The sequence below is a fragment of the Xanthomonas sp. LF07-6 genome, assembly GCF_034105445.1.
GTDB lineage: Bacteria > Pseudomonadota > Gammaproteobacteria > Xanthomonadales > Xanthomonadaceae > Xanthomonas_A > Xanthomonas_A sontii.
Map to the genome: position 1 here is coordinate 153,746 of NZ_JAXGGI010000001.1, position 23,705 is coordinate 177,450.

The 23,705-nt window shown below is 69.0% G+C and carries 20 protein-coding genes; 15 read left to right on the forward strand and 5 right to left on the reverse strand.

All coding sequences use genetic code 11. The annotated features are described in order from the left end of the window. Window positions 1–47 precede the first annotated feature (47 nt). From SLW56_RS00625 to SLW56_RS00650, 6 genes are read left to right on the forward strand one after another with little or no spacing between them, the layout of a single operon-like run. Entirely contained in the window at window positions 48–2,042 is a 1,995-nt protein-coding gene (locus SLW56_RS00625) for a methyl-accepting chemotaxis protein (protein WP_320694204.1), read from the forward strand. A 49-nt stretch (window positions 2,043–2,091) separates the two neighbouring features. Beyond that, the gene (locus tag SLW56_RS00630) at window positions 2,092–4,008 is read left to right on the forward strand and encodes a methyl-accepting chemotaxis protein (protein ID WP_309252722.1); all 1,917 of its coding nucleotides are present in this window, start codon (window positions 2,092–2,094) and stop codon (window positions 4,006–4,008) included. Between the two features lie 9 nt (window positions 4,009–4,017). Then, on the forward strand, window positions 4,018–4,551 hold the full coding sequence (locus SLW56_RS00635) for a chemotaxis protein CheW (protein WP_026143817.1): 534 nt from the start codon (window positions 4,018–4,020) through the stop codon (window positions 4,549–4,551). 49 nt (window positions 4,552–4,600) lie between these two features. Then, window positions 4,601–5,872 carry an EAL domain-containing response regulator gene (locus SLW56_RS00640; RefSeq protein WP_152237930.1) on the forward strand — a complete coding sequence of 424 codons (1,272 nt, stop codon included), beginning with the start codon at window positions 4,601–4,603 and terminating at the stop codon, window positions 5,870–5,872. A 16-nt stretch (window positions 5,873–5,888) separates the two neighbouring features. Continuing rightward, window positions 5,889–6,695 (forward strand): CheR family methyltransferase, encoded by an 807-nt coding sequence (locus SLW56_RS00645; protein ID WP_026143818.1) that lies wholly within the window; start codon window positions 5,889–5,891, stop codon window positions 6,693–6,695. A gap of 28 nt (window positions 6,696–6,723) precedes the next feature. Further along, a complete protein-coding gene (locus SLW56_RS00650; RefSeq protein ID WP_017916834.1) occupies window positions 6,724–7,800 on the forward strand; it encodes a chemotaxis response regulator protein-glutamate methylesterase in 1,077 nt (358 codons plus the stop codon). A 198-nt stretch (window positions 7,801–7,998) separates the two neighbouring features. On the opposite strand, the gene SLW56_RS00655 is transcribed toward SLW56_RS00650, so the two are convergent. Then, entirely contained in the window at window positions 7,999–8,817 is an 819-nt protein-coding gene (locus tag SLW56_RS00655) for an AraC family transcriptional regulator (RefSeq protein WP_017913264.1), read from the reverse strand. 188 nt (window positions 8,818–9,005) lie between these two features. On the opposite strand from SLW56_RS00655, the gene SLW56_RS00660 reads away from it, so the two are divergent. From SLW56_RS00660 to SLW56_RS00670, 3 genes are all read left to right on the forward strand, one after another. After that, the gene (locus SLW56_RS00660) at window positions 9,006–10,409 is read left to right on the forward strand and encodes an MFS transporter (protein ID WP_320694205.1); all 1,404 of its coding nucleotides are present in this window, start codon (window positions 9,006–9,008) and stop codon (window positions 10,407–10,409) included. 29 nt (window positions 10,410–10,438) lie between these two features. Continuing rightward, on the forward strand, window positions 10,439–12,424 hold the full coding sequence (locus SLW56_RS00665) for a beta-L-arabinofuranosidase domain-containing protein (RefSeq protein ID WP_320694206.1): 1,986 nt from the start codon (window positions 10,439–10,441) through the stop codon (window positions 12,422–12,424). 232 nt (window positions 12,425–12,656) lie between these two features. Continuing rightward, on the forward strand, window positions 12,657–13,379 hold the full coding sequence (locus tag SLW56_RS00670) for a 4'-phosphopantetheinyl transferase superfamily protein (RefSeq protein WP_267099566.1): 723 nt from the start codon (window positions 12,657–12,659) through the stop codon (window positions 13,377–13,379). 133 nt (window positions 13,380–13,512) lie between these two features. Here SLW56_RS00670 and SLW56_RS00675 read toward each other — a convergent pair whose 3' ends face one another. Both SLW56_RS00675 and gpmA read right to left on the reverse strand, forming a co-directional pair. After that, window positions 13,513–13,761 carry an SHOCT domain-containing protein gene (locus SLW56_RS00675; RefSeq protein WP_267099565.1) on the reverse strand — a complete coding sequence of 83 codons (249 nt, stop codon included), beginning with the start codon at window positions 13,759–13,761 and terminating at the stop codon, window positions 13,513–13,515. A 36-nt stretch (window positions 13,762–13,797) separates the two neighbouring features. Then, window positions 13,798–14,547 (reverse strand): 2,3-diphosphoglycerate-dependent phosphoglycerate mutase, encoded by a 750-nt coding sequence (gene gpmA / locus SLW56_RS00680; RefSeq protein WP_010342084.1) that lies wholly within the window; start codon window positions 14,545–14,547, stop codon window positions 13,798–13,800. A gap of 252 nt (window positions 14,548–14,799) precedes the next feature. Between gpmA and nfi the strand changes: the two genes are divergently transcribed. The 3 genes from nfi to SLW56_RS00695 all read left to right on the forward strand — a co-directional run bounded on the left by nfi (window position 14,800) and on the right by SLW56_RS00695 (window position 17,525). Then, window positions 14,800–15,507, forward strand: coding sequence for a deoxyribonuclease V (gene nfi / locus SLW56_RS00685; protein ID WP_017909380.1), 708 nt, complete (start codon window positions 14,800–14,802; stop codon window positions 15,505–15,507). A 332-nt stretch (window positions 15,508–15,839) separates the two neighbouring features. Beyond that, window positions 15,840–16,709 carry a pirin family protein gene (locus tag SLW56_RS00690; protein WP_320694207.1) on the forward strand — a complete coding sequence of 290 codons (870 nt, stop codon included), beginning with the start codon at window positions 15,840–15,842 and terminating at the stop codon, window positions 16,707–16,709. A 348-nt stretch (window positions 16,710–17,057) separates the two neighbouring features. Next, entirely contained in the window at window positions 17,058–17,525 is a 468-nt protein-coding gene (locus SLW56_RS00695) for a hypothetical protein (RefSeq protein WP_010342081.1), read from the forward strand. A gap of 140 nt (window positions 17,526–17,665) precedes the next feature. Here the strand turns inward: SLW56_RS00695 and SLW56_RS00700 are convergent, their stop codons facing one another. Next, window positions 17,666–18,526, reverse strand: a complete 861-nt coding sequence (locus tag SLW56_RS00700) for a pirin family protein (protein ID WP_267099562.1) — start codon at window positions 18,524–18,526, stop codon at window positions 17,666–17,668. 805 nt (window positions 18,527–19,331) lie between these two features. Here SLW56_RS00700 and SLW56_RS00705 point away from each other — a divergent pair. Beyond that, on the forward strand, window positions 19,332–21,413 hold the full coding sequence (locus tag SLW56_RS00705) for a carbon starvation CstA family protein (RefSeq protein ID WP_153751909.1): 2,082 nt from the start codon (window positions 19,332–19,334) through the stop codon (window positions 21,411–21,413). Then, window positions 21,413–21,637: a CstA-like transporter-associated (seleno)protein gene (locus SLW56_RS00710; protein WP_017909376.1), complete on the forward strand. Its 225-nt coding sequence runs from the start codon at window positions 21,413–21,415 to the stop codon at window positions 21,635–21,637. Before SLW56_RS00705 ends, SLW56_RS00710 begins: the two co-directional genes overlap by 1 nt. A gap of 261 nt (window positions 21,638–21,898) precedes the next feature. On the opposite strand, the gene SLW56_RS00715 is transcribed toward SLW56_RS00710, so the two are convergent. Continuing rightward, complete coding sequence (locus SLW56_RS00715) at window positions 21,899–22,585, reverse strand: HAD-IA family hydrolase (protein ID WP_267121076.1); 687 nt, start codon at window positions 22,583–22,585, stop codon at window positions 21,899–21,901. Window positions 22,586–22,935: 350 nt separating this feature from the next. On the opposite strand from SLW56_RS00715, the gene SLW56_RS00720 reads away from it, so the two are divergent. Continuing rightward, window positions 22,936–23,703 carry an ankyrin repeat domain-containing protein gene (locus tag SLW56_RS00720; RefSeq protein WP_320694208.1) on the forward strand — a complete coding sequence of 256 codons (768 nt, stop codon included), beginning with the start codon at window positions 22,936–22,938 and terminating at the stop codon, window positions 23,701–23,703. Window positions 23,704–23,705: the final 2 nt, after the last annotated feature.

The window sequence follows — 23,705 nt, forward strand, 5'->3', positions numbered from 1 at the left end:
CCGGCCCGGCAGGCCGGTGCCTCTCTATCCCGCACAGGTACCACGGCATGTCCAACTCCCTTTCGCTGTCATCCAAGCTGTGGAGCGGCTCGGCCATCGCCATCGTGCTGCCATTGGCCGCCGCCGTGTGCGGGTTCGCCCTCGGCCTGCCCGCCGGGCAGACCCTGGCGCTGGGCATCGGCGCCACCGTGCTCGCCGCCGCGGTACTGGCCTTTACCGTCCACGCCATCACCCGCTCGCTGCGGATCGCCACCACCACCCTGGCGCGCTTCGCCACCGGCAACTTCGAGGTGGTGATGCCGACGGTGCGCAACGACCAAGCCTGCGAGGTGCTGCTGGCACTGCGCCAGGTGCAGACCGGCATGCGTCAGATCAACGACGAGATCGTGCGCATGTCGCGCGAGCACGATGCCGGCGACATCGACGTGGTGATCGAGAGCCATCGCTTCGAGGGCGAGTTCAAGGTCATCGCCGAAGGCGTCAACCGCATGGTCGGCGATCACATCGCCACCAAGAAGAAAGCGTTGGCCTGCGTGGCCGAGTTCGGTCGCGGCAATTTCGATGCGCCGCTGGAGACGCTGCCGGGCAAGAAGGTCTTCATCAACGAGATCATCGAGCAGGTGCGGCGCAACATGCAGGGACTGATCGCGCAGATGAAGCACATGTCCGCGCAGCACGACGCCGGCGACATCGACGTGGTGATCGAGAGCCACCGCTTTGAAGGCGATTTCCGCAGCATGGCCGACGGCATCAACTGCATGGTCGGCGACCACATCGCCACCAAGAAGAAGGCGATGGCCTGCATCGCCGAATTCGGCCGCGGCAACTTCGACGCGCCGTTGGAAGCCCTCCCGGGCAAGAAGGCGTTCATCAACGACACGATCGAGCAGGTGCGTTCCAACCTGCGCGCGCTGATCCGCGACACCAGCCTGCTGGTCGATGCCGCCGCGGCCGGCCGTCTGGACGTACGTGCCGACGGCAGCCTGCACCATGGCGACTTCCGCCGCATCGTCGACGGCGTCAACCTGACCCTGGACACGGTGATCGGCCCGCTGAACGAAGCCGGCGCCGTGCTCAAGGCGATCGAGGCCGGCGACCTGACCCGGCTGGCGGACGTGCAGTGCCGGGGCCAGCTGAAGGAACTGTGCGACAGCATCAACGCCACCGTCGCGCGCCTGGCGCAGGTGGTCGGCGAGGTGAACATCAATGCCGAAGCACTGGCCAGCGCCTCCGAGCAGGTCAGCGCCACGGCGCAGTCGCTGAGCCAGGCGGCCAGCGAACAGGCCGCCGGCGTGGAGGAGACCAGCGCCTCGCTGGAGCAGATGACCGCGTCCATCGCACAGAACACCGAGAACGCCAAGGTCACCGACGGCATGGCGGCCAAGGCCGCGCGCGAAGCCAACGAAGGCGGCGATGCGGTGCGCTCGACGGTGACCGCGATGAAGCAGATCGCGCAGAAGATCGGCATCATCGACGACATCGCCTACCAGACCAACCTGCTGGCGCTGAACGCGGCGATCGAGGCCGCGCGCGCCGGCGAGCACGGCAAGGGCTTCGCCGTGGTCGCCGCCGAAGTGCGCAAGCTGGCCGAGCGCAGCCAGGTGGCCGCGCAGGAAATCGGCCAGGTCGCCGAGTCCAGCGTGGAGCTGGCCGAGAACGCCGGCAAGCTGCTGGAGCAGATGGTGCCGTCGATCCGCCGCACCTCCGACCTGGTGCAGGAGATCACCGCCGCCTCCGAGGAACAGACCTCCGGCGTCGGCCAGATCAACGCCGCGGTCGGCCAGCTCAACCAGACCACCCAGCAGGCCGCGGCCAACTCCGAGGAGCTGGCCGCCACGGCCGAGGAAATGAGCGGGCAGGCCGAGCAGTTGCAGCAGTTGATGAGTTTCTTCCGTACCAACCAGGTCGTGGCGCCGCGGCGTCCGAAGGCAGTCACCGCCGGTCCGTCCCGCAGGGCGGCGCCGGCGCGCAAGCGTGGGTTCGGCGAGGTCGGCCTGGCACTGGTGTCGGGGCCGGACGAAGCCCATTTCGATACGTTCTGACATCCACTTTCACGACATCACATCCAGGGGGATCACGATGTTCCAGCACATGAAGATCGGCACGCGCATCGGCATCGGCTTCGGCCTAGTGTTGCTGCTGCTGTTGGGGACCGGCATTTTCGCCACGATGCAGATGGCCAGGATCAACGGCTCGTCCACGGAGCTCGCCACCAACTGGATGCCCAGCGTGCGCAACGTCGAGGAGATGAGCGCGAACTTCAACAAGCTGCGTCTGCTCGAGTTGCAGCGGGTCGTCGCCACCAGTCCAGCCGAGATGCAGGATTACGACACGCGCATGCTCAAGACACTGGAGGCGTTCGAGAACAACAGGAAGACCTATGTCCCGCTGATCTCCTCGCCCGAGGAGCAGGCGCTGTACGCGGATTTCGCCAAGAACTTCGATCGCTACACCGAATTGCACAAGCAATTGCTGGCGCTCACCGCGCAGGGCAAGACCCAGGAGGCGACGGCCGTGCTGAACGGTGAGCAGCGGCAGATCTTCCGCAGCACCGCCGACGCGATCGACAAGCTGGTGGACCTGAACGTCAAGGGCGGCCAGGACGCCAGCGACCGCGGCGACGAACTCTATGCGTCCGCGCGCTCACTGATCATCGCGACCATCGTGGCGGCGGTGCTGCTGGGCGCGGTCGTGGCGTTCTTCATCGTGCGCATCCTCACCCGCCTGCTGGGCGGCGAGCCGGCCTATGTGGCCGAGATCGCCAACAAGGTGGCGCAGGGCGACCTCAACCTGGAGGTGGCGGTACGCGCCAACGACAGCGGCAGCGCGCTGTATGCGATGCGAACCATGGTCGAGCGGCTGAAGCTGGTGATCGACGGCCAGCGCCGTGTGGTCGCGGCCGCCAACCGCGGCGACTTCTCCGAGCGGATCGCGCTGGATGGCCTGGCCGGGTTCCAGCGTGAGATGGGCCAGGGCCTGAACGATCTGGCGACCACGACCGGCGGCAGCATCCAGGACGTGGTGCGGGTGATGGGCGGCCTGGCCGAGGGCGACCTGACCCAGAGCATCGACAAGCACTACGACGGCGCCTACGCCGAAATGAAGAACTACATCAACGACACCATCGCCCGCCTGTCGCAGGTGGTCAGCGAGGTCAACGGCAATGCCGAATCGCTGGCCAGCGCGTCGGAAGAGGTCAGCGCCACCGCGCAGTCGCTGAGCCAGGCGGCCAGCGAGCAGGCCGCCGGCGTCGAAGAGACCAGCGCCTCGCTGGAGCAGATGACCGCGTCGATCTCGCAGAACACCGAAAACGCCAAGATCACCGACGGCATGGCCAGCAAGGCTTCCAGCCAGGCGCTGGACGGCGGCGAATCGGTGCGGGCGACCGTGCAGGCGATGAAGCAGATCGCGCAGAAGATCGGCATCATCGACGACATCGCCTACCAGACCAACCTGCTGGCGCTGAACGCGGCGATCGAGGCCGCGCGTGCCGGCGAGCACGGCAAGGGCTTTGCGGTGGTCGCCGCGGAAGTGCGCAAGCTGGCCGAACGCAGCCAGATCGCGGCGCAGGAGATCGGCGACGTCGCCAGCTCCAGCGTGGAACTGGCCGAGAACGCCGGCAAGCTGCTGGACGAGATGGTGCCGTCGATCAAGCGCACCTCCGACCTGGTGCAGGAGATCACCGCCGCCTCCGAGGAGCAGACCTCCGGCGTCGGTCAGATCAATGCCGCGGTCGGCCAACTCAACCAGACCACCCAGCAGGCCGCGTCCAACTCCGAGGAGCTGGCCGCCACGGCCGAGGAGATGAGCGCGCAGGCCGAACAGCTGCAGCAGTTGATGAGCTTCTTCAAGGTGCAGGGCGCCCCGCCGGCCAGGACCGCGGCGCGACGTCCCGGCGCCGGGCGCGGCCGCAACGGGCAGGCCGGTCCCAAGCCGATCGCGCGCGTCGCCAACGGCCAGCTGGTCCTGGCGGATTCGCTCGACGAAGCCCACTTCGAAACCTTCTGAGACATGGCCATGAACGCTCCCGCTTCGCTCTCACCCTCCGACGCCGGCGACCTGGCCACGGACCAGTTCCTGACCTTCCTGCTCGGCAAGGAAATGTTCGGCGTCGGCATCCTCGGCATCAAGGAGATCATCGAGTACCGCACGCCGACCGACGTGCCGATGATGCCGCCCGCGTTGCGCGGGGTGATCAACCTGCGTGGCGCCGTGGTGCCGGTGGTGGACCTGCAGCAACGCTTCGGCCGCGCGCCCAGCGAGATCAGCAAGCGCACCTGCATCGTCATCATCGAGGTGGCCAGCGGCGAGGAACGCCAGGTGCTGGGCCTGCTGGTGGATGCGGTCAGCGAGGTGCTGGAGATCGCCACCGCCGACATCGCGCCGCCGCCGGCCTTCGGGACCGGCATCCGCCGCGATTTCATCCACGGCATGGGCAAGGTCGGCGAGCGCTTCGTGATCCTGCTCGCCGCCGATGCGGTGCTGGCGCCCCAGGAGTTCGCCAGCATGACCGCGCTCGACGCCCACCTGGAAGAAGGCATCGCCGCCTGAGCGGCCGTTGCCACTTAGCGCCCCGCCCTTTCCTCGAAACGGATTTCGCATGCCCACGTCCCCCGACACCGCCGCCCTGCACCACTTCGGCACGGTCCTGGTGGTCGACGACAGCCAGGTCCAGCGCGAACATGCGCTGGCCCTGTGCCAGCGCATGGGGGCGGTGGCGGTGGAAGGCGCGGCCGACGGCCATGCCGCGCTGGCACGGGTGACCCAGGGGCCGCCGCTGGGGCTGTTGATCGTGGATCTGGAAATGCCCGGCATGGACGGCGTGCAATTGCTCGACGCACTGGCCCGCTGCAGCGTGCGCGTGCCGATCGTGGTCGCCTCGCAGCGCGGCGCGGCCCTGATCGACTCGGTGCTGCAGGTCGGGCGCAGCAACGGCCTGCAGGTGTTGGCGGGGCTGGAGAAACCGCTGCGCGCCGCCCAGCTCGCGGCCGCGGTGCGCGCCCACGCGCCGAGCGCACCGGCACCACGTGACGACGCCGAGGCGCCCGGCGAGGCGACCATGGCGGCGATGCTGCGCGAGGCACTGCAACGCGGCGAGATCGAGGTGGCCTACCAGCCTAAGGTGGACATGCGCAGCGGCCGGGTCGGCGGCGTGGAAGCGCTGGCGCGCTGGCGCCATCCCAGCGCCGGGCCGATCGCGCCGGACCGCTTCATCGCCGTGGCCGAGCGCGAAGGCCTGATCCATGCGCTCACCGCCTGCGTCGCCGACCAGGCGATGGCACGGCTGGCGGCGTGGAAACAGGACGGGTTCCAGCTGACCCTGGCGTTGAACCTGTCGCCGAGCATGCTGCAGGACCCGAACCTGCTCGACGAACTGCTCGGGCTGCTGCGCCAGCATGGGCTGGCGCCGTCGGACCTGGTGCTGGAAATCACCGAAAGCTCGCTGGTCTGCGGCAGCGCACTGGGCATGCTGGCACGGCTGCGGCTGCAGGGCTTCGGCCTGTCGCTGGACGACTACGGCACCGGCTTCTCCTCGCTGCAGCAGCTCACCCGCATCCCCTTCACCGAACTGAAGATCGACCGCATCTTCGTCCACGACGCGCACCGCAGCCGCAACCTGCGCACGGTCCTCGAATCGGCGCTGGGCATGGCCCAGCGGCTGGGCCTGAGCACCGTCGCCGAGGGCATCGAAACGGTGGAGGACTGGACCCTGCTGCAGGAGCTGGGCTGCGACTTCGGCCAGGGCTACCTGCTGGCGCGCCCGTTGGGGGGCGGCGCGCTGCACGCCTGGCTGCTGGAGCACCAGCGCCTGCTGCAGGAACACGGCCCCACCGGCAACGCCAGCGTCCCCGCTCCCGCCCCTCCCCACTGACCGACCGGCCATGACCATGACCAGCCACGACACCATCACCGAGCAGGAATTCGGCCGGTTCCAGCGCTTCATCTTCGACGCCGCCGGCATCACCATCTCGCCGGCCAAGAAGGCCATGCTGTGCGGACGCCTGGGCAAGCGCCTGAAGGCGCATTCGCTGCAGACCTACACCCAGTACCTCAAGCTGCTGGAAAGCCGCGAGGGCAGCGGCGAGGTGCAGACCGCGATCGATCTGCTGACCACCAACGAAACCTATTTCTTCCGCGAACCCAAGCACTTCGACCTGCTGCGCAGCATCGCCGCCGCGCATACCGGCAGTACGCCGTTCCGTTGCTGGAGCGCGGCCAGTTCCAGCGGCGAGGAGGCCTACAGCATGGCCATGGTGCTGGACGATACCCTGCAGGGCCGCCCCTACGAGGTGGTCGGCACCGACATCAGCACGCGCGTGCTGGCCAAGGCGCGGACCGGCCATTATCCGCTGCTGCGCATCGAGCACATGCCGCCGGCCATGCTCAAGCGCTACTGCCTCAAGGGCCGCGGCGAGTACGAGGGCAGCATGCTGATCGACCGCAAGATCCGCGACCATGTGCGCTTCCTGCACGCCAACCTCAACGCGACGCTGCCCAACCTGGGCCAGTTCGACGTGGTGTTCCTGCGCAACGTGATGATCTACTTCAACGGCCAGACCAAGCGCGAAGTGGTGGCGCGGGTGCTCGGCACGCTCAAGCGCGGCGGCATCTTCTGCATCGGCCACTCCGAAAGCCTCAACGACGTCAACGGCGACGTGGTGCAGATCGCGCCGTCGGTGTACCGCAAGCCATGAACCACGACGTCCCAGGAGGGAACCCCGCATGACCACGATCAAGGCCATGGTGATCGACGATTCGGCGGTGGTGCGCCAGGTGCTGGTCGCCGTGCTCAACGACGCGCCCGGCATCGAGGTCATCGCCGCCGCGGCCGACCCGCTGCTGGCGATGGACAAGATGCGCCAGCAGTGGCCGGACGTGATCGTGCTGGACGTGGAGATGCCGAAGATGGACGGCATCACCTTCCTGCGCAAGATCATGAGCGAACGCCCCACCCCGGTGGTGATCTGCTCCACGCTCACCGAGAAGGGCGCGCGGGTGACCATGGACGCGCTGGCCGCCGGCGCGGTGGCGGTGGTGACCAAGCCCAAGCTCGGTCTCAAACAGTTCCTCACCGACTCGGCTGAGGAAATGATCGCCACGGTGAAGAGCGCCGCGCGCGCCAACGTCAAGCGCCTGTCGGCGCGGCCGGCCACGCCAGTGGTAGAACCTGAGATCAAGCACACCGCCGACGTGATCCTGCCCGCACAGGGCGGCCGCGCGCTGTCGCAGACCACCGAACGGGTGGTGGCGATCGGCACCTCCACCGGCGGCACCCAGGCGCTGGAGGAAGTGCTGACCGCGCTGCCGCGGGTCAGCCCCGGCATCGTCATCGTCCAGCACATGCCGGAGAAATTCACCGCCGCCTTCGCCGCGCGCCTGGACACGCTGTGCCAGATCTCGGTGAAGGAAGCGGCCAACAACGACCGCGTGGTGCCGGGACGCGCGCTGATCGCGCCGGGCGGCAAGCACATGCTGCTGCGGCGCAGCGGCGCGCAGTACTTCGTCGAAGTGCTGGACGGGCCGCCGGTGAACCGGCACCGGCCATCGGTGGACGTGCTGTTCCGCTCCGCCGCGCGCGCCGCCGGCGGCAACGCGCTGGGCATCATCATGACCGGCATGGGCGACGACGGCGCGGTCGGCCTGCTGGAGATGCGCCAGGCCGGCGCACGCACCGTGGCCCAGGACGAACAGAGCAGCGTGGTGTTCGGCATGCCCAAGGAAGCGATCAAGCGCGGCGGCGCGGAGAAGATCCTGCCGCTCAACGCGATGGCGCGCGAGATCGGCCAGCAGCTGAGCTAGCCCAGCCGGCCGCCGCACCACCCTGCCGCAGGAGCCGCTTCAGCCGCGACGAAGCATTCCCATGAATGTCGGTCGCGGCTGAAGCCGCTCCTGCAAACGCGGGCAGCCAAGCCCTGTCCCTGCCACACACCTTGCAGCGCGCAGCGGCGCAAGCAGGTTCGCGGCAAGCGGCGACGCACATGCGCCCGCAAGCCCCCCTCACCCCGAATTGATGTGCTCCTTGCAGTACAGCCGCCGATACGCACTGGGGGTCATGCCCAGGCGCTGGCGGAACACGCGGCGGAAGTAGCCGCTGTCGCTGAAGCCGGCGCGCTGCGCCACGTCGTCCACCGCGCAGGTGTTGACCAGCAGCAGCTTCTCGGCGAAGGCGATGCGCTGGCGGTGGATCGCCTCGGTCAGCGTGGTGCCGAAGCTGCGCCGGTAGATGCGGCCCAGATAATCCGGATTGCAGTGCAGTTGCGCGGCCAGCGACGAGGCGGTGAGCGCGGTGTGGAACTGCGTGCCGATCAGTTGCTTGGCACGGTACGCCAGCGCCACCCCGGCGCGTTCGGAATCGTGCGGATCCGGCCAGGCGCCGGCCACGCATTGCAGCATCGACAGCACGATCGGCTCCAGCATCGGCAGCGTGCGCCGTTCCTCCTGCTCGGCCAGGAACCAGCGAAACAGGCCGACGAAGCGATCCGGATCGCGGATCGCAGTGCGCTGCGGCATCGACAGCGCCACCGCGTTGTCCGCCTGCGCCGCGCCCGGTTCCAGTTCGAAATGCACCCAATAGAACCGCAGGTCGTCCGGGAACTGGCCCAGGCCGGCGTGCGCGCGGCCGGGCCACAGCAACAGTGTCTCGCCGGGGCCGACGTGGAAGTCGTTGTCCTGTTCGCGAATCGAGAGGATGCCGCGCTCGACGAAGATCAGCTCGTAGGACTGGATCACCCGCGCCGGATGCGCACCCACGCCGCGGGAAATGAACAGTCCTCCGTTCTGGACCCGGATCGGATAGGCGACGGCGAATTCGAGCATGTCGGAAACGTCTCCCCTTGCCTGCGCGACGCTGCACTGCAGCATTCAAATGAACGATGCCGCGCAAGGACGCCGCGGCCGCCGTGGTCGGAATCGTACCGGTTTTATACCGCACAGACTCTTGTCGCGGGTGCGCCGCCATGCCACTTTGCGCTGGCGCCGGACCGGGCGCGCCAGGAGCCGTTACGTTGACCGCGACCGCCATCGGCCACGCCACCGCAGACGCCGCACCGGCCGCGACCACGCCGCGTCTGTCGCGCCTGGAGAAGTTCGGCTACGGCCTCGGCGATGCCGGCGGCACGGTGGTCACCTGCCTGATCGCCAACTTCCTCACCTTCTTCTACACCGACGTGTTCGGCCTGACCCCGGCGCTGGTCGGCACCCTGTTCACCGTGCTGCGCGTGGCCGACGCGGTGTCCGATCCGGTGATGGGCCTGATCGCCGACCGTACCCGCAGCCGCTGGGGCCGGTTCCGCGCCTGGCAACTGTGGGTCGCCGTGCCGATCGGCATCGCCTGCGTGCTGACCTTCAGCGCGCCGCAGCTGAGCGCCGGCGCCAAGATCGCCTACGCCTTCGCCAGCTACTTCCTGCTGTCGCTGTGCTACACCGCGATCAACGTGCCCTACTGCGCGCTGATCAACAGCATGACCGGCGACCACCGCGACGTGGTCTCGGCGCAATCCTGGCGCTTCGTGCTGTGCGGCATCGCCGGCTTCCTGGTGTCGGTCGGGCTGCCGTGGCTGGTGCGGGAACTGGGCAATGGCGACGCCGCGCGCGGCTACCAGCTCGGCGTGGGCGTGCTGGCGGTGCTGGCGGTGGCGATGTTCCTGTGCTGCTTCTTCGCCGTGCGCGAACGCGTGCCGGTCAGCCTGCTCGGCGGCGCCGGCATCGGCGCACATCTGCGTGGCCTGCTGCAGAACGACCAGTTGCGGCTGGTGCTGCTGATGTCGTTCCTGCTGATCAACGTCTACAACATCCGCGGCGGCGCCTATCTGTACTTCATCACCTACGTGCTCGGCGGCAGCAGCGGCTACGCCTCGCTGTTCTTCGCGATGGTGGCGCTGGCCACGGTACTCGGCGCGATCGTGGTCAACGCGCTGTGCCGCCGCTTCGATCCGCTGGCGCTGTACCTGCACACCAACCTGGCGCTGGCCGCGTTCGGCGTGGCGCAATGGTGGCTGCCGACCGGACCGGCGCAGCAGACGCTGTGGCTGGGGGTGATCTTCGTGCACTGCCTGGTGCTGGGCTTCGCGCTGCCGCTGCACTTCTCGCTGATGGCCTTCGCTGACGACTACGGCGCCTGGAAGAACCGGGTGCGTTCCTCGGGCATCAACTTCGCCTTCAACCTGTTCTGCATCAAGCTGGCCTGGGCCTCGAGCGCAGTGGTGATCAGCGCGCTGTTCGTCTACGCCGGCTACCGCGCCGGCGCCGCGCAGCAGAGCCCCGCCTCGCTGCAGGCCATCACCCTGCTGGAAACGCTGATCCCCGCCGGCCTGCACCTGCTGCTGGCCGCGGTGATCCTGCGCTGCCGGCTGCGCCGGCCGCTGCTGGCGAGCATCGCCGCCGATCTGGCCGCACGCCCGGTGCCCTGACCTTCCCCACTCTCCAGGATCTCCGCTCCATGCCGCATTCGCCCGTGCCGTCCCCGGAACTGCCGCTCGCCCACCTGCGCATCGCCGATCCGTTCTGGCAGCGCTACCAGCGCCTGGTGCAGGAGGTGGTGCTGCCCTACCAGTGGGACGCGCTCAACGACAACGTCGCCGATGCCGAACCCAGCCATGCCATCGAGAACTTCCGCATCGCCGCCGGCCGCAGCGACGGCGCGTTCTACGGCATGGTGTTCCAGGACAGCGACGTGGCCAAATGGCTGGAAGCGGTGGCCTACCTGCTCGCACAGCATCCCGATCCGGCGCTGGAGCGCGACGCCGACGCCACCATCGAGCTGATCGGCGCCGCGCAGCAGGCCGACGGCTACCTCAACACCTACTTCACGGTGAAGGCGCCGCAGGAACGCTGGACCAACCTGGCCGAGTGCCACGAGCTGTACTGCGCCGGGCACATGATCGAGGCCGGCGTGGCCTACTTCCAGGCCACCGGCAAACGCACCCTGCTCGACATCGTGTGCCGGCTCGCCGACCACATCGACGCCACCTTCGGCCCCGGCCCCACGCAGTTGCACGGCTACCCCGGGCATCCGGAGATCGAACTGGCACTGATGCGCCTGTACGAGGCCACGGGCGAGGCGCGCTACCTGGCACTGGCGCGCTACTTCGTCGAACAACGCGGCACCGCGCCGCACTACTACGACGAGGAGTACGCCAAGCGCGGCCAGACTTTCTTCTGGGGCGGGCACGGCCCGGCCTGGATGATCCAGGACAAGGCCTACAGCCAGGCGCATCTGCCGGTGGCGCTGCAGGACACCGCGGTCGGCCATGCGGTGCGCTTCGTGTACCTGTACGCCGGCGTGGCGCACCTGGCCCGGCACAGCGGCGACGCCACCCTGCGCGCGGCCTGCGAGCGCCTGTGGGACAACGCCACCCAGCGACAGATGTACCTGACCGGCGCGATCGGTGCGCAGAGCTACGGCGAAGCCTTCAGCGTCGACTACGACCTGCCCAACGACACCGCCTACAACGAGAGCTGCGCCTCGATCGGGCTGATGATGTTCGCCAACCGCATGCTGCAGCTGGCGCCGGATGGCCGCTACGCCGACGTGATGGAGCGGGCGCTGTACAACACCGTGCTGGGCGGCATGGCTCTGGACGGGCGTCACTTCTTCTACGTCAACCCGCTGGAAGTGCACCCGCCCACCGTGCACGGCAACCACACCTTCGATCATGTGAAGCCCGTGCGCCAGCGCTGGTTCGGCTGCGCCTGCTGCCCGCCCAACATCGCCCGCGTGCTGACCTCGCTCGGCCACTACCTCTACACCCGCCGCGACGACACGCTGTACGTGAACCTCTATGTCGGCAGCGACGCGCGGTTCGAGGTCGGCGGGCAGACCCTGACCCTGCGCCAGCGCGGCGAATATCCGTGGCAGGACACGATCGCCTTCGAGGTGGAGTGCGGCGCCCCGGTGGAGGCGGCGCTGGCGCTGCGCCTGCCGGACTGGTGCCAGGCGCCGCAGTTGCTGCTCAACGGCGAGCCGGTGGCGATCGACGCGCACCGCCAGCACGGCTACTGCGTGCTGCGCCGGCGCTGGCAGTCCGGCGCCACCTTGCAGCTGCGCCTGCCGATGCCGCCGATGCGGGTCAGCGGGCACCCGCGCGTGCGCCACCTGGCCGGCAAGGTCGCGGTGCAACGCGGGCCGCTGGTGTACTGCTTGGAGCAGGCCGACAACGGCGCCGACCTGCATCAGCTGCGCCTGCCGGCCAACGCCACGCTGCAGGCCGTACCCGGCACCGGCGCGCTCGCCGGCCAGGTGCTGCTGCAAGCCACCGGCGAACGCCTGCACGGCGACGTCGACGCCGCGGCCGCACCGCTGTACTGCTACGATGCGCCGCCGCCGACGCGGCAGCCGCAGCCCCTGACCTTCGTGCCCTACTTCGCCTGGGCCAATCGCGGCGAGGGCGAAATGCGGGTGTGGGTGGACGCCAGCGACGGCTGAAGGCAACGCTACGGAACGTCTGCTGCAGGAGCGGCTTCAGCCGCGACCGGCGTTACCGGGAACGCCGGTCGCGGCTGATCCCGCAGAAGGGGACAAGCGCCGTTCCTGCCGGACAAGCTGCATTCGGATGAATCCTTGCGGAAACAGGTCACCACAGCGATGCCTGCCATGCGGCGCCTCACCGGCCGCATCGCACGCGCCGCACGGCCAGCGCACGCTCTAAGCTAGGGCCATGGATGCCCTGGCCCTCGCCGCCCCGCCGTTCGCCCGCCTCGCCCTCGGCGCGCATCGCATCGCCGTGCCGGACGCCTGGCTGCTGCCGTTCGAGGTCGATGCCTTCGACAACGACGATTTCCAGCGCCACCGGGTGCAGCAGCCGCCGTCGATCGCGCGCAGCGTGCGCAAACGTCAGGCCGAGTACCTGGCCGGACGGCGCGCGGCGCGCGCCGCGCTGCAGGCGGCCGGCAGCACGGCCACCGACCTTCCGATCGGCCCCGACCGCGCCCCGCTCTGGCCAGACGGTTTCCTTGGCAGCCTCTCGCATACCGACGGCGTGGCGGTCGCCATCGCCATGCCGACGTTCGCCGGCGCCAACGGCATCGGCTTGGATATCGAACGTGTGGTGGCGGCGGACCAGCTCGAGGCGATCCGCAGCGTGGCCCTGGACGCCAGCGACTGTGACGCATTGGCTGCGCTCGCCCGCGTCCGCGGCTGGCCGTATGCGCTGACCCTGGGCTTCTCGGCGAAAGAGAGTTTCTACAAGGCCACCGCGGCGACCGTCGGCCGCTTCTTCGATTTCGACGCCTTGCGCATCGAAGGCTGCGACCCGGCCAGCGGCAGCGTGGAGACGCGGATCGCCACGCCGCTGGCGCCGGCCTTGCCGGCCGGACAAGCGCACCGTCTGCGCTGGGTGGACGTGCAGCCCGGGCTGCTGCTCACCAGTTGCGTCTGGTAAGGGTAGTCCGGGGTTACGCCGTTGCCGCGCAGCTGCGGCAACGCGCGCTGCATGCAACACGCGGCGCGGCGTCGACACCGCGCTTCCGCTTGGCAGGCCGCGAGAACGCGGCGCCTGCCGAGGCATCACACACTCACAACGCGGCCAGGATCTGCTCGCGCCGGCGCGTGTACTCCGCCGCATCGATCAGCCCCTGCGCCTTCAGCTGCTCCAGCGCGCGCAGGCGCTGCTCGACCGAGTCGACGGGAGGCAACGACGGCGCCGCCGCGGCCGGCCGGCGCCGCTGGGCGCGGATCGCCAGCCACACCACCATGCCGACCAGCAGCGGCAAGGCGAGCAAGACCAGCAGGATGAGCCAATGCCAGATACTGAATCCACCCATCGCGTTCTCCTGCCGGCCGCGTGCCGATCCTGGTGCTTACTTCGCCTTGCCCTGATTGGCCACCGCTTCGGCGGCCTTCTTGGCCGCTTCCGGGTCGCCCAGGTAGCGGTAGGACTGCACCTGCAGGCTGTCGTCCAGTTCGAACAGCAGCGGGATGCCGGTGGGGATGTTGAGTTCGAGGATTTCTTCGCGCGAGACGTCGTTCAAGTACTTGTACAGCGCGCGCAGCGAGTTGCCGTGGGCGGTGACCAGCACGGTCTGCCCGGCCTTGAGCTGCGGCGCGATGGCGTCGTGCCAGTACGGCAGCACGCGCTCGAGCGTGGTCGCCAGCGACTCGGTGGCCGGCAGCGCGTTGCGGTCCAGGGTGGCATAGCGGCGGTCATGCAGCGGATGGCCCGGATCCTCGGCGTCCATCGGCGGCGGCGGGATGTCGTAGGAGCGGCGCCAGATCTTGACCTGGTCCTCGCCGTGCTTGGCCGCGGTCTCGGCCTTGTCCAGACCCTGCAGGCCGCCGTAGTGGCGCTCGTTGAGACGCCAGCTCTTGTGCACCGGCAGCCAGTCCTGGTCGAGCTCCTTCAGCGCGCCCTGCAAGGTGTGGATGGCGCGCTTGAGCACCGAGGTATGGGCGACGTCGAACTGCAGCCCCTCCTCGCGCATCAGCCGGCCGGCGGCCACGGCTTCCTGGCGGCCCTGCTCGGTCAGGTCGACGTCGACCCAGCCGGTGAAGCGGTTATCCAGGTTCCACTGGCTCTGGCCATGGCGCAACAGTACGAGTTTGCGGGTCACTGCGACGGTCTCCGTTGGGGGATGCGTGGGTCGTGCGGCCCTGGATTGTAGCTCTTGGCTGGGAATGGGGAATCGGGAATGGGGAATCGTTGAAGCGGTTCCCGCGCGGCTCTGACCAGCAGGCGGCGCTTGGCTGTCCGGCTTGCTGGAGAACAAAGCCGTTGCGATTCCCCATTCCCCATTCCCCATTCCCCATTCCCGATTCCCAGCCCCTCCACACCCCAGCCACGAAGGCGGCGCGATCATCGGCGCATGGACACTTCTTCGCACTCCGTATTCGGCGACTGGGACGGCAGCATCGTGCAGGCGCGCGCGCTGCAGGCGACGCTGGCGCGCCAGGTCAGCCTGCAGGACGAGGTGCCCGACCCGCCGCGCTGGCTGGCCGGCTTCGACGTCGGCTTCGAGGATGACGGCCAGGTCACCCGCGCCGCCGCGGTACTGCTCGACGCGCAGACCCTGCAGCCGCACCAGGCCGAGATCGCCCGCGTGCCCACCTCGATGGCCTACGTGCCCGGCCTGCTCAGCTTCCGCGAACTGCCGGCCTTGCTGGCTGCGCTGGGTCTGCTGCGGCAGCGGCCGGACCTGGTGTTCGTCGACGGCCAGGGCATCGCCCATCCGCGCCGGCTCGGCATCGCCGCGCACTTCGGCGTGGTCACCGGGCTGCCCAGCATCGGCGTGGCCAAGACCCTGCTGGCCGGCCGCTTCGAGGAGCCCGGCGCGCAGGCCGGCGACCACAGCCCCATCGTGCATCGCGGCGAGGTGGTGGGCTGGGCGCTGCGCAGCAAGCTGCGCTGCAATCCGCTGATCGTCTCGCCCGGCCATCGTGTGGCGGTGGACAGCGCGCTGCAGTGGACCCAGCGCTATCTGCGCGGCTACCGCCTGCCGGAACCGACCCGGCTGGCCGATCGGCTGGCATCGCGCCGCGGCGAGGTGGCGATCGCCCAGCCGGGCTTGCTGTAGCCTCGGCATCCGCTGGCGCGACTGCGAAGGCAGAATCGCCGCATCCGCACTGTCGTGTCGCGTCCGAAGCGGACGCGTTGGATTGAAACCACATGGCGTTGTCCCCACCGGCGTCGTCGATCGGTCGCCCCCGCCCGGGGGCGTGGATCCACGCAGTCGCCTGTCGCCTGCGTCGTGTCGCGATGCGCACCTGCGAACGCGCATCACCTGCGCAAGAGAGGCGCACACCAGGCGCCGCGGCACGCGGAACATTGCGTCTTGCGCCGCCGGCGTCCGTGCCACGCGTTCGCATGCGAAGCTTGCGCTCCGTTCCTGCCACCACGAGCGCCGGCATGCCCACCCTGATCGCCCCCCGCGTCCACGATATCGGCGGCTTCGAAGTGCGCCGCGCCGTCCCCAGCGTGCAGGCGCGCAGCGTCGGCCCCTTCGTCTTCATCGACCACATGGGCCCGGCGGTGTTCGAGCCGGGCCACGGCGTGGACGTGCGCCCGCATCCGCACATCGGCCTGGCCACGGTCACCTTCCTGTGGTCCGGCGAGATCGGCCACCGCGATTCGCTCGGCTCCGACCAGGTGATCCGCGCCGGCGACGTCAACTGGATGACCGCCGGCCGCGGCATCTCCCACTCCGAACGCACACCGACCACGCTGCGTGAGCATGCACATCCGCTGCACGGCATGCAGACCTGGGTGGCGCTGCCGAAATCGGCGGAAGAAACCGCACCGGCGTTCTACCACCATGCCGCGGCCAGCCTGCCGCAGCAGCGCCGCGACGGCGCGTGGCTGCGGGTGATCGCCGGCCGCGCCTACGGCGAGGAATCGCCGGTCACCGTGTTCGCCGACACCCTCAACGTGGCCCTGGACCTGGAGGCGGACGCCGACATCGACCTGGACGCGCGGCACGTCGAGCGCTCGCTGTACATCCTGGAAGGCGAGGCGCAACTGGACGGCGTGGACATTCCGGCGCGGCACCTGGTCCTGCCCGAGCCCGGCGCGCGCGGGCGGTTGCGCGCAAAAACCCCGCTGAAGGCCATGCTGATGGGCGGGGAACCGCTGGATGGCCCGCGCCACCTCTGGTGGAACTTCGTCTCCAGTTCGGTGGAACGCATCGAGCAGGCCAAGCAGGATTGGCGCGAGGGCCGCTTCGGGACGATCCCCGGCGACGACCAGGAATTCATCCCGTTGCCCGAACCCGGCCGCTGAGCCGGCGGCAGGCCTGCATCGGGCCACCGCCCCCACACACGCGACGCGCCACCGCCCTCGTCCCCCCGCGATCCGCGCCCGCAACCGCCTGATCGGCGCAGCCGGGCGGGTGCCGGCATGCCGTACCACGCGTACGGATGTTCCGGAATCCGCATCCCAATTGTCAGCGCGGCCATGCTGGGCTATGGTGCAGACGCGGCCGCGCACGCGTGACCGCACACGGGACACGCACTGCGTCGGGGGATGCACTGCCGGGATCCCGCACAGGATGGGCGCTCCCGCAGACGACGCCGCAGGCGTGCGTATGGATCGAACGCGTCGCATCGCGGCGTATGGGGAACATCGCGAATGAAGACACTCTTGCGCAAGGCGCTGCTGACCGCTGCGGCGGCGTTGCCCGCCGCTGCCGCCACCGCGCAGCAGGCACAGAACTGCCCACCGCTGCCGCCGCAGAGCAAACTGCAATGGAGCGAACGCAGCGACAAGGGCTTCATCGTCTGCCGCGCCAGCGACGCCGACGGACGTCAGGTGCTGGGCATGATGCTCACCGCGCGCGACCCGAACATTCCGCTGCAGCGCACGCTGCGCGAGGAAAAGGGTGCCATCGCCGGCGAAGCGGTGTATTGGTACCGGCCGGATGTGGGCGGTGTCGAGTTGCCGAACCAGGCCACACGCCGCATCACGGTTGCGGAACTGAAGAAGGACCAGTACGCACAGGTGTGGATCGATGCCGCCGACGCCCAGGAACTGCAGACACTGCAATCGCTGGTGCAGGGCCTGGACATGCGCCAGTCGAGCCTGGCGCTGGAGCGCTGAGGCGGCGCACTGCGCCACGCACTGCGGTCTCCCGTAGCAGCGGCTTCAGCCGCGAAAGGCATTCCCAATAACGCCGTCGCGGCTGAAGCCGCTGCTACGAGGAAACAAACCCTCGCACCACATGCGGCGCGAACGCGCGCTCAGAAGCGCCCTTCCTGGAAATCCACGAAGGCCTGCATCAGTTCCTGGCGCGTGTTCATCACGAACGGCCCATGCCGCGCGACCGGCTCGCGCAACGGCCGTCCGGCGACCAGGATCAGCCGCGCGCCCTGCGTCCCGGCCTGCACCTGCAGCAGGTCGCCGCCGCCGAGCACCGCCAGCGTCTGCGCCGGCAGCACGCGCGCCGCCTCGCCCTCGCCCAGCGCCGCCTCGCCCTCGAACATGTAGGCGAAGGCGTTGTGCCCGGACGGCAGCTCGAACGCCCAGCGCGTGCCGGCATCCAGCGCGATGTCCAGATACAGCGGATCGGTGGCCGGCTGCGCGATCGGGCCGTGCACCTCGCCGACCTGGCCGGCGATCACCTTGACCGTCACCCCCGGCGCCGGCTGCGCCACCGGGATGCGCTCGGGCGCGAATTCCTGGTAGCGCGGCGCGGTCATCTTCTCGCGCGCCGGCAGGTTCACCCACAGCTGGAAGCCGCGCATGCGCCCGTGCTCCTGCTCCGGCATCTCCGAATGCACCAGGCCGCGGCCGGCGGTCATCCATTGCACGCTGCCCGGGGTCAGCAGGCCCTCGTTGCCATGGTTGTCCTTGTGCCGCATGCGCCCGTCGAGCATGTAGGTGACGGTCTCGAAGCCACGGTGCGGATGGCTGGGGAAACCCCCGATGTAGTCCTCGGCCCGGTCGGTGCCGAACTCGTCGAGCAGCAGGAACGGATCCAGTTCGGGCAGCGCACCGCCGCCGATGACGCGGGTCAGCTTGACCCCATCGCCGTCGGCGGTGGCGTGGCCACGAATGGCACGCAGGATGCGCGCGGGGGCGACGGTGGTGGAAGCGGTCATGGCGGACGATCTCCTGATGAGCTCCCTACTGTGGGTGCCGCCGCCACCGCGGCCAACCGCGACCGGCGCAACCCATCGTTCCATCGTCTGCGGCGACTGGTTCGCTTCTCCCACCGGGAGAAGGTGCCCCGCAGGGGCGGATAAGGGTACGGGCGCAGCCTCGTGCGCAGGCTGGCTTCGCGAGGGCTTCGCCCCGTACCCTCACCCCAACCCCTCTCCCGGGGGGAGAGGGGCTCGCGCCTTTTCCTTCTCCCACCGGGAGAAGGTGCCCCGTAGGGGCGGATGAGGGTACGGGCGCAGCCTCGTGCGCAGGCTGGCTTCGCGAGGGCTGCGCCCCGGACCCTCACCCCAACCCCTCTCCCGAGGGGAGAGGGGCTCGCGCCTTTCCTTTCTCCCACCGGGAGAAGGTGCCCCGTAGGGGCGGATGAGGGTACGGGCGCAGCCTCGTGCGCAGGCTGGGTTCGCCAGGGCTTCGCCCCCGTACCCTCACCCCAACCCCTCTCCCGGGGGGAGAGGGGCGCGCGCCTCTCCCTTCTCCCACCGGGAGAAGGTGCCCCGCAGGGGCGGATGAGGGTACGGGCGTAGCCTCGTGCGCAGGCTGGCTTCGCGAGGGCTTCGCACCCGTACCCTCATCCCCCCCTCTCCCGGGGGGAGAGGGGCTCGCGCGCTGCGCCGTCCGTCCCCGCCACGCCGTTCGTCACAAGGACTGTCTACGACCAAAGTACTAGCCCCTCGGCCCTCCCCGCCATTGACCCCCCAGGCCATCGGGGCGACCCTTGCGGCAATCTCCGGGGGAGCGTTCTGCATGAAAGGGTTTTCCAAGCTGGCCTGGGCCGCACTCGCCATCCTGGCGGCGTTCTGCCTCGGCACCATCGCCCTGCGCCGCGGCGAACACATCAATGCGCTGTGGATCGTGGTGGCCGCGGTGTCGATCTACCTGATCGCCTACCGCTTCTACAGCCTGTTCATCGCCGACAAGGTGATGCAGCTCGACCCCACCCGGGCCACGCCGGCGGTGCTCAACAACGACGGCCTGGACTACGTGCCGACCAACAAGCACGTGCTGTTCGGCCACCACTTCGCCGCCATCGCCGGCGCCGGGCCGCTGGTCGGGCCGGTGCTGGCCGCGCAGATGGGCTACCTGCCCGGCCTGCTGTGGCTGGTGGTCGGCGTGGTGGTGGCCGGCGCGGTGCAGGACTTCATGGTGCTGTTCCTCTCCAGCCGCCGCAACGGCCGCTCGCTCGGCGACCTGGTCCGCGAGGAAATGGGTCAGGTGCCCGGCACCATCGCCCTGTTCGGCGCGTTCCTGATCATGATCATCATCCTGGCGGTGCTGGCGATGGTGGTGGTCAAGGCGCTGGCGGAAAGCCCCTGGGGCATGTTCACGGTGATCGCGACCATGCCCATCGCGATCCTGATGGGCGTGTACATGCGCTACATCCGCCCCGGCAAGATCGGCGAGATCTCGGTGGTCGGGCTGATCCTGCTGCTGGCGGCGATCTGGTTCGGCGGCAAGGTCGCCGCCGATCCCACCTGGGGCCCGGCCTTCACCTTCACCGGCACACAGATCACCTGGATGCTGATCGGCTACGGCTTCGTCGCCTCGGTGCTGCCGGTGTGGCTGCTGCTGGCGCCGCGCGACTACCTGTCCACCTTCCTCAAGATCGGCACCATCATCGCCCTGGCGATCGGCATCCTGGTGGTGATGCCGGAGCTGAAGATGCCGGCGCTCACGCAGTTCGCCGCCAGCGGCGACGGCCCGGTGTGGAAGGGCGGCCTGTTCCCGTTCCTGTTCATCACCATCGCCTGCGGCGCGGTGTCCGGCTTCCATGCGCTGATCTCCTCGGGCACCACGCCCAAGCTGCTCGCCAACGAGTCGCACATGCGCTACATCGGCTACGGCGGCATGCTGATGGAATCGTTCGTGGCGGTGATGGCGCTGGTGGCGGCCTCGATCATCGACCCGGGCGTGTACTTCGCGATGAACAGCCCGGCCGCCGTGATCGGTGCCGACGTCGCCGCCGCCGCGCACCACATCAGCACCACCTGGGGCTTCGCCATCACCCCGGAGCAACTGACCGCCACCGCGGCGGCGATCGGCGAACCCACCATCCTGCATCGCGCCGGCGGTGCGCCGACGCTGGCGGTGGGCATCGCGCAGATCCTGCACCAGGCCATCCCCAACAGCAGCGACGCGATGATGGCCTTCTGGTACCACTTCGCGATCCTGTTCGAGGCGCTGTTCATCCTCACCGCGGTGGACGCCGGTACCCGCGCCGGACGCTTCATGCTGCAGGACCTGCTCGGCAACTTCATCCCGGCGTTGAAGAAGACCGAGTCGTGGACCGCCAACATCATCGGCACCGCCGGCTGCGTGGCCCTGTGGGGCTACCTGCTGTATACCGGCGTGGTCGATCCGTTCGGCGGCATCCAGACGCTGTGGCCGCTGTTCGGCATCTCCAACCAGATGCTGGCCGGCATCGCGCTGATGCTGGGCACGGTGGTGCTGTTCAAGATGAAGCGCGACCGCTACGCCTGGGTGACCGCGGTGCCGGCGGTGTGGCTGCTGATCTGCACCACCTACGCCGGCCTGATCAAGATCTTCGACCGCAACCCGTCGCAGGGCTTCATGGCGCAGGCGCACAAGTTCCAGGACGCCATCGCCAGCGGCACCATCACCGCACCAGCCAAGTCGGTGGCGCAGATGCAGCAGATCGTCACCAACGCCTACGTCAACACCGGGCTGACCGTGCTGTTCCTGTGCGTGGTGTTCGCGGTGCTGATCTATGCGGTGAAGACCATTCTTGCCGCGCGCCGCAACCCGCAGCGCAGCGACCGCGAGACCGCGTACGTGGCCTTGCAGCCGCACCAGATGGCGGACCTGTAATGGCCGGCGCCCTGGTTCCGGTCGGGCAGTACCAGGCGCACCGCCGGCTATGGCGGCGCCTGGTGCAGACCGCGCGGCTGTGCTGCGGCATTCCCGACTACGACAACTACGTGCGGCACATGCTGGAAAAGCATCCGGACCGCGAGCCGATGGACTACAAGACCTTCTTCCGCGAGCGCCAGGAGGCGCGGTACGGCGGCAAGAGCGGGTTTCGCTGTTGTTGAAAGGCGGGGATTGGGGAGTCGGGATTGGGGATTGGTGGTGGGCGCCTGAAGGCATTCGGCGAACGCGGCGGTGATCGTGATGAAAGTGCGGCGATGCTTGCAATGAGCATCGCCGCTTGGCTGTTGTAGGAACGGCTTCAGCCGCGACGCATTACCGACAAGGCATCGCGGCTAAAGCCGCTTTTACGGAGAAGCACGCGGATGCCATGCACTCGCGGCGCCGCTCCCATTCCCGAATCCCGATTCCCCAATCCCAGCTCTTCAGGCCGCCGCGGCGCGCACCAGTTCCTCATAGGTCTGCGGCAGTTCGCGCATGTGCTCCATCACCGCGGCCACGCCGAGCTGGCGCAGGGTCGCGGCGTGCCCGGCGGGAATGTGCGCGGCGCCAGTAAAGCCGATCACGGTCATGCCCGCGGCCAGCGCGGCGCTGGCGCCGGTGGCGCTGTCCTCGATCACCAGGCAGCGTTCCGGCGCCACCTCCAGCGTGCGCGCGGCCAGCAGATACACGTCCGGCGCGGGCTTGGGCCGCGCCACCATGTCGGCGCTGAAGATGCGTTCGCCGACACGCTCATGCAGGCCGGCGCGCGCCACCGAGGCGACCACGCTCTCGCGCATGCTGTTGGAGGCGACCGCCAGCGGCAGCGGCAACGCCAGCAAGGCTTCGCGCACGCCGTCGATCGGCTGCACCTCGGCGGCAATCAGCGCCTCCGAGCGTGTGCGGATCTCCTGGTACAGGCCCGGCGGCAGCGCCAGCGCGTACTGCCGTTGCACGCGCTGCACGATTTCCTGTGCGGTGAGGCCGAAGCTGCCCGCAAGAAAGCGTTCCAGTTCGGCCCGCGGCACATAGGCGCCCAGCGCGTCGAGCATCACCCGGTCGGCCAGCACTTCACTGTCGACGAGCACGCCGTCGCAATCGCTGATCAACAGGTCGAAGGGGGTCGCCGTCATCGCGCGCTCCTTTGGGAAAACGTCCATTATGCCGCTGCGCACATGTCCCTCGCCTGTGCGGCGCCTGCAGTCGCGGCAGCGCGGCCAATCCCATGCGCACGCGCTGCATGCGCCTGCGGCGCTGCCTGTCCGCCCTGCCCGCTCGCGGCAGCAATCGCATCTCGGCAATATCCCGGCCGCCAAGCGTTTGTTTCCGGTTAAACGATGGATCGCCTGGCGGGACGCCACCAGAGATTCGCAGACCGCGTCACAAAAATGGCACAACACCACTGCGATCCGCTGCTAGCATCGGCAACGGCGCCAGGACGTGCGCCGTCATCCCAGGACCGCGAACAGGAAAGGAGCCTTGCATGCGTACGCCCGTCCCCGCCCTGATCGCACTCGCGACCTCGCTGTTCTTCTCGGTCAGTTGCGCCGCACAGTCCGGCGCCAAGGAGCATTCCGCCATGTCAGCCTCGCTGCAGGATCATTCTGTCGCGTTCCGCGACCCCGCACTCGCCGACATCGCCGCCGCCATCGCGCGCGGCGACGTCGCCCGCATCGCCGCCCTGGCGCCCAGCACGGACCTGTCCGCGCACGGCGACCAGAACGTCACCCTGCTCGAATGGGCCATCTGGAACGAACAGCCGCGCGCGCTGGCGGCGCTGCTCGACACCGGTGCCGACCCGTCCCTGCCGGGCATGGACCAGGAAACCGTGGTGCACATGGCCGCCATGGCCAAGGATCCGCAATACCTGGAGATCCTGTTGCAGCATGGCGCCCCGGTCGACCCGGTAAGCGCGCGCGCGAACTGGACGCCGCTGTTCCGCGCCGTGCAGAGCAAGCGCGACGCGCAGATCGAGATGCTGCTCAAGGCCGGCGCCGACCCGAAACGGGTCGACGCCACAGGCAACTCGTTGCTGCACCTGGCCGCGCAGAGCAGCGCCGGCAATCCCTGGGTGCCGAAGCTGCTGCAGGCCGGGGTCGATCCGAGCCTGCGCAACGCCCAGGGCAAGACCTTCCAGGCGTACTTCTTCAACACGCCCGAGCGCCTGCTCAACACCAACGCGCAGCAGGTCCGCAACGACGTGCGCGCCTGGCTGAGCGCCCACGCAATCCCGTTGGAAGCGAGCCGCTGACG

Bases quoted from the DNA above. Each gene is read 5' to 3' on its own strand.
- SLW56_RS00665 (WP_320694206.1), top strand. From the start codon at position 10,439: ATGCCGCATTCGCCCGTGCCGTCCCCGGAACTGCCGCTCGCCCACCTG.
- nfi (WP_017909380.1), top strand. From the start codon at position 14,800: ATGGACACTTCTTCGCACTCCGTATTCGGCGACTGGGACGGCAGCATC.
- SLW56_RS00655 (WP_017913264.1), bottom strand. From the start codon at position 8,817: ATGCTCGAATTCGCCGTCGCCTATCCGATCCGGGTCCAGAACGGAGGA.
- SLW56_RS00645 (WP_026143818.1), top strand. From the start codon at position 5,889: ATGACCAGCCACGACACCATCACCGAGCAGGAATTCGGCCGGTTCCAG.
- SLW56_RS00630 (WP_309252722.1), top strand. From the start codon at position 2,092: ATGAAGATCGGCACGCGCATCGGCATCGGCTTCGGCCTAGTGTTGCTG.
- SLW56_RS00710 (WP_017909376.1), top strand. From the start codon at position 21,413: ATGGCCGGCGCCCTGGTTCCGGTCGGGCAGTACCAGGCGCACCGCCGG.
- SLW56_RS00640 (WP_152237930.1), top strand. From the start codon at position 4,601: ATGCCCACGTCCCCCGACACCGCCGCCCTGCACCACTTCGGCACGGTC.
- SLW56_RS00675 (WP_267099565.1), bottom strand. From the start codon at position 13,761: ATGGGTGGATTCAGTATCTGGCATTGGCTCATCCTGCTGGTCTTGCTC.
- SLW56_RS00625 (WP_320694204.1), top strand. From the start codon at position 48: ATGTCCAACTCCCTTTCGCTGTCATCCAAGCTGTGGAGCGGCTCGGCC.
- SLW56_RS00635 (WP_026143817.1), top strand. From the start codon at position 4,018: ATGAACGCTCCCGCTTCGCTCTCACCCTCCGACGCCGGCGACCTGGCC.
- SLW56_RS00720 (WP_320694208.1), top strand. From the start codon at position 22,936: ATGCGTACGCCCGTCCCCGCCCTGATCGCACTCGCGACCTCGCTGTTC.
- SLW56_RS00650 (WP_017916834.1), top strand. From the start codon at position 6,724: ATGACCACGATCAAGGCCATGGTGATCGACGATTCGGCGGTGGTGCGC.
- SLW56_RS00705 (WP_153751909.1), top strand. From the start codon at position 19,332: ATGAAAGGGTTTTCCAAGCTGGCCTGGGCCGCACTCGCCATCCTGGCG.
- SLW56_RS00670 (WP_267099566.1), top strand. From the start codon at position 12,657: ATGGATGCCCTGGCCCTCGCCGCCCCGCCGTTCGCCCGCCTCGCCCTC.
- SLW56_RS00700 (WP_267099562.1), bottom strand. From the start codon at position 18,526: ATGACCGCTTCCACCACCGTCGCCCCCGCGCGCATCCTGCGTGCCATT.
- SLW56_RS00690 (WP_320694207.1), top strand. From the start codon at position 15,840: ATGCCCACCCTGATCGCCCCCCGCGTCCACGATATCGGCGGCTTCGAA.
- SLW56_RS00715 (WP_267121076.1), bottom strand. From the start codon at position 22,585: ATGACGGCGACCCCCTTCGACCTGTTGATCAGCGATTGCGACGGCGTG.
- SLW56_RS00695 (WP_010342081.1), top strand. From the start codon at position 17,058: ATGAAGACACTCTTGCGCAAGGCGCTGCTGACCGCTGCGGCGGCGTTG.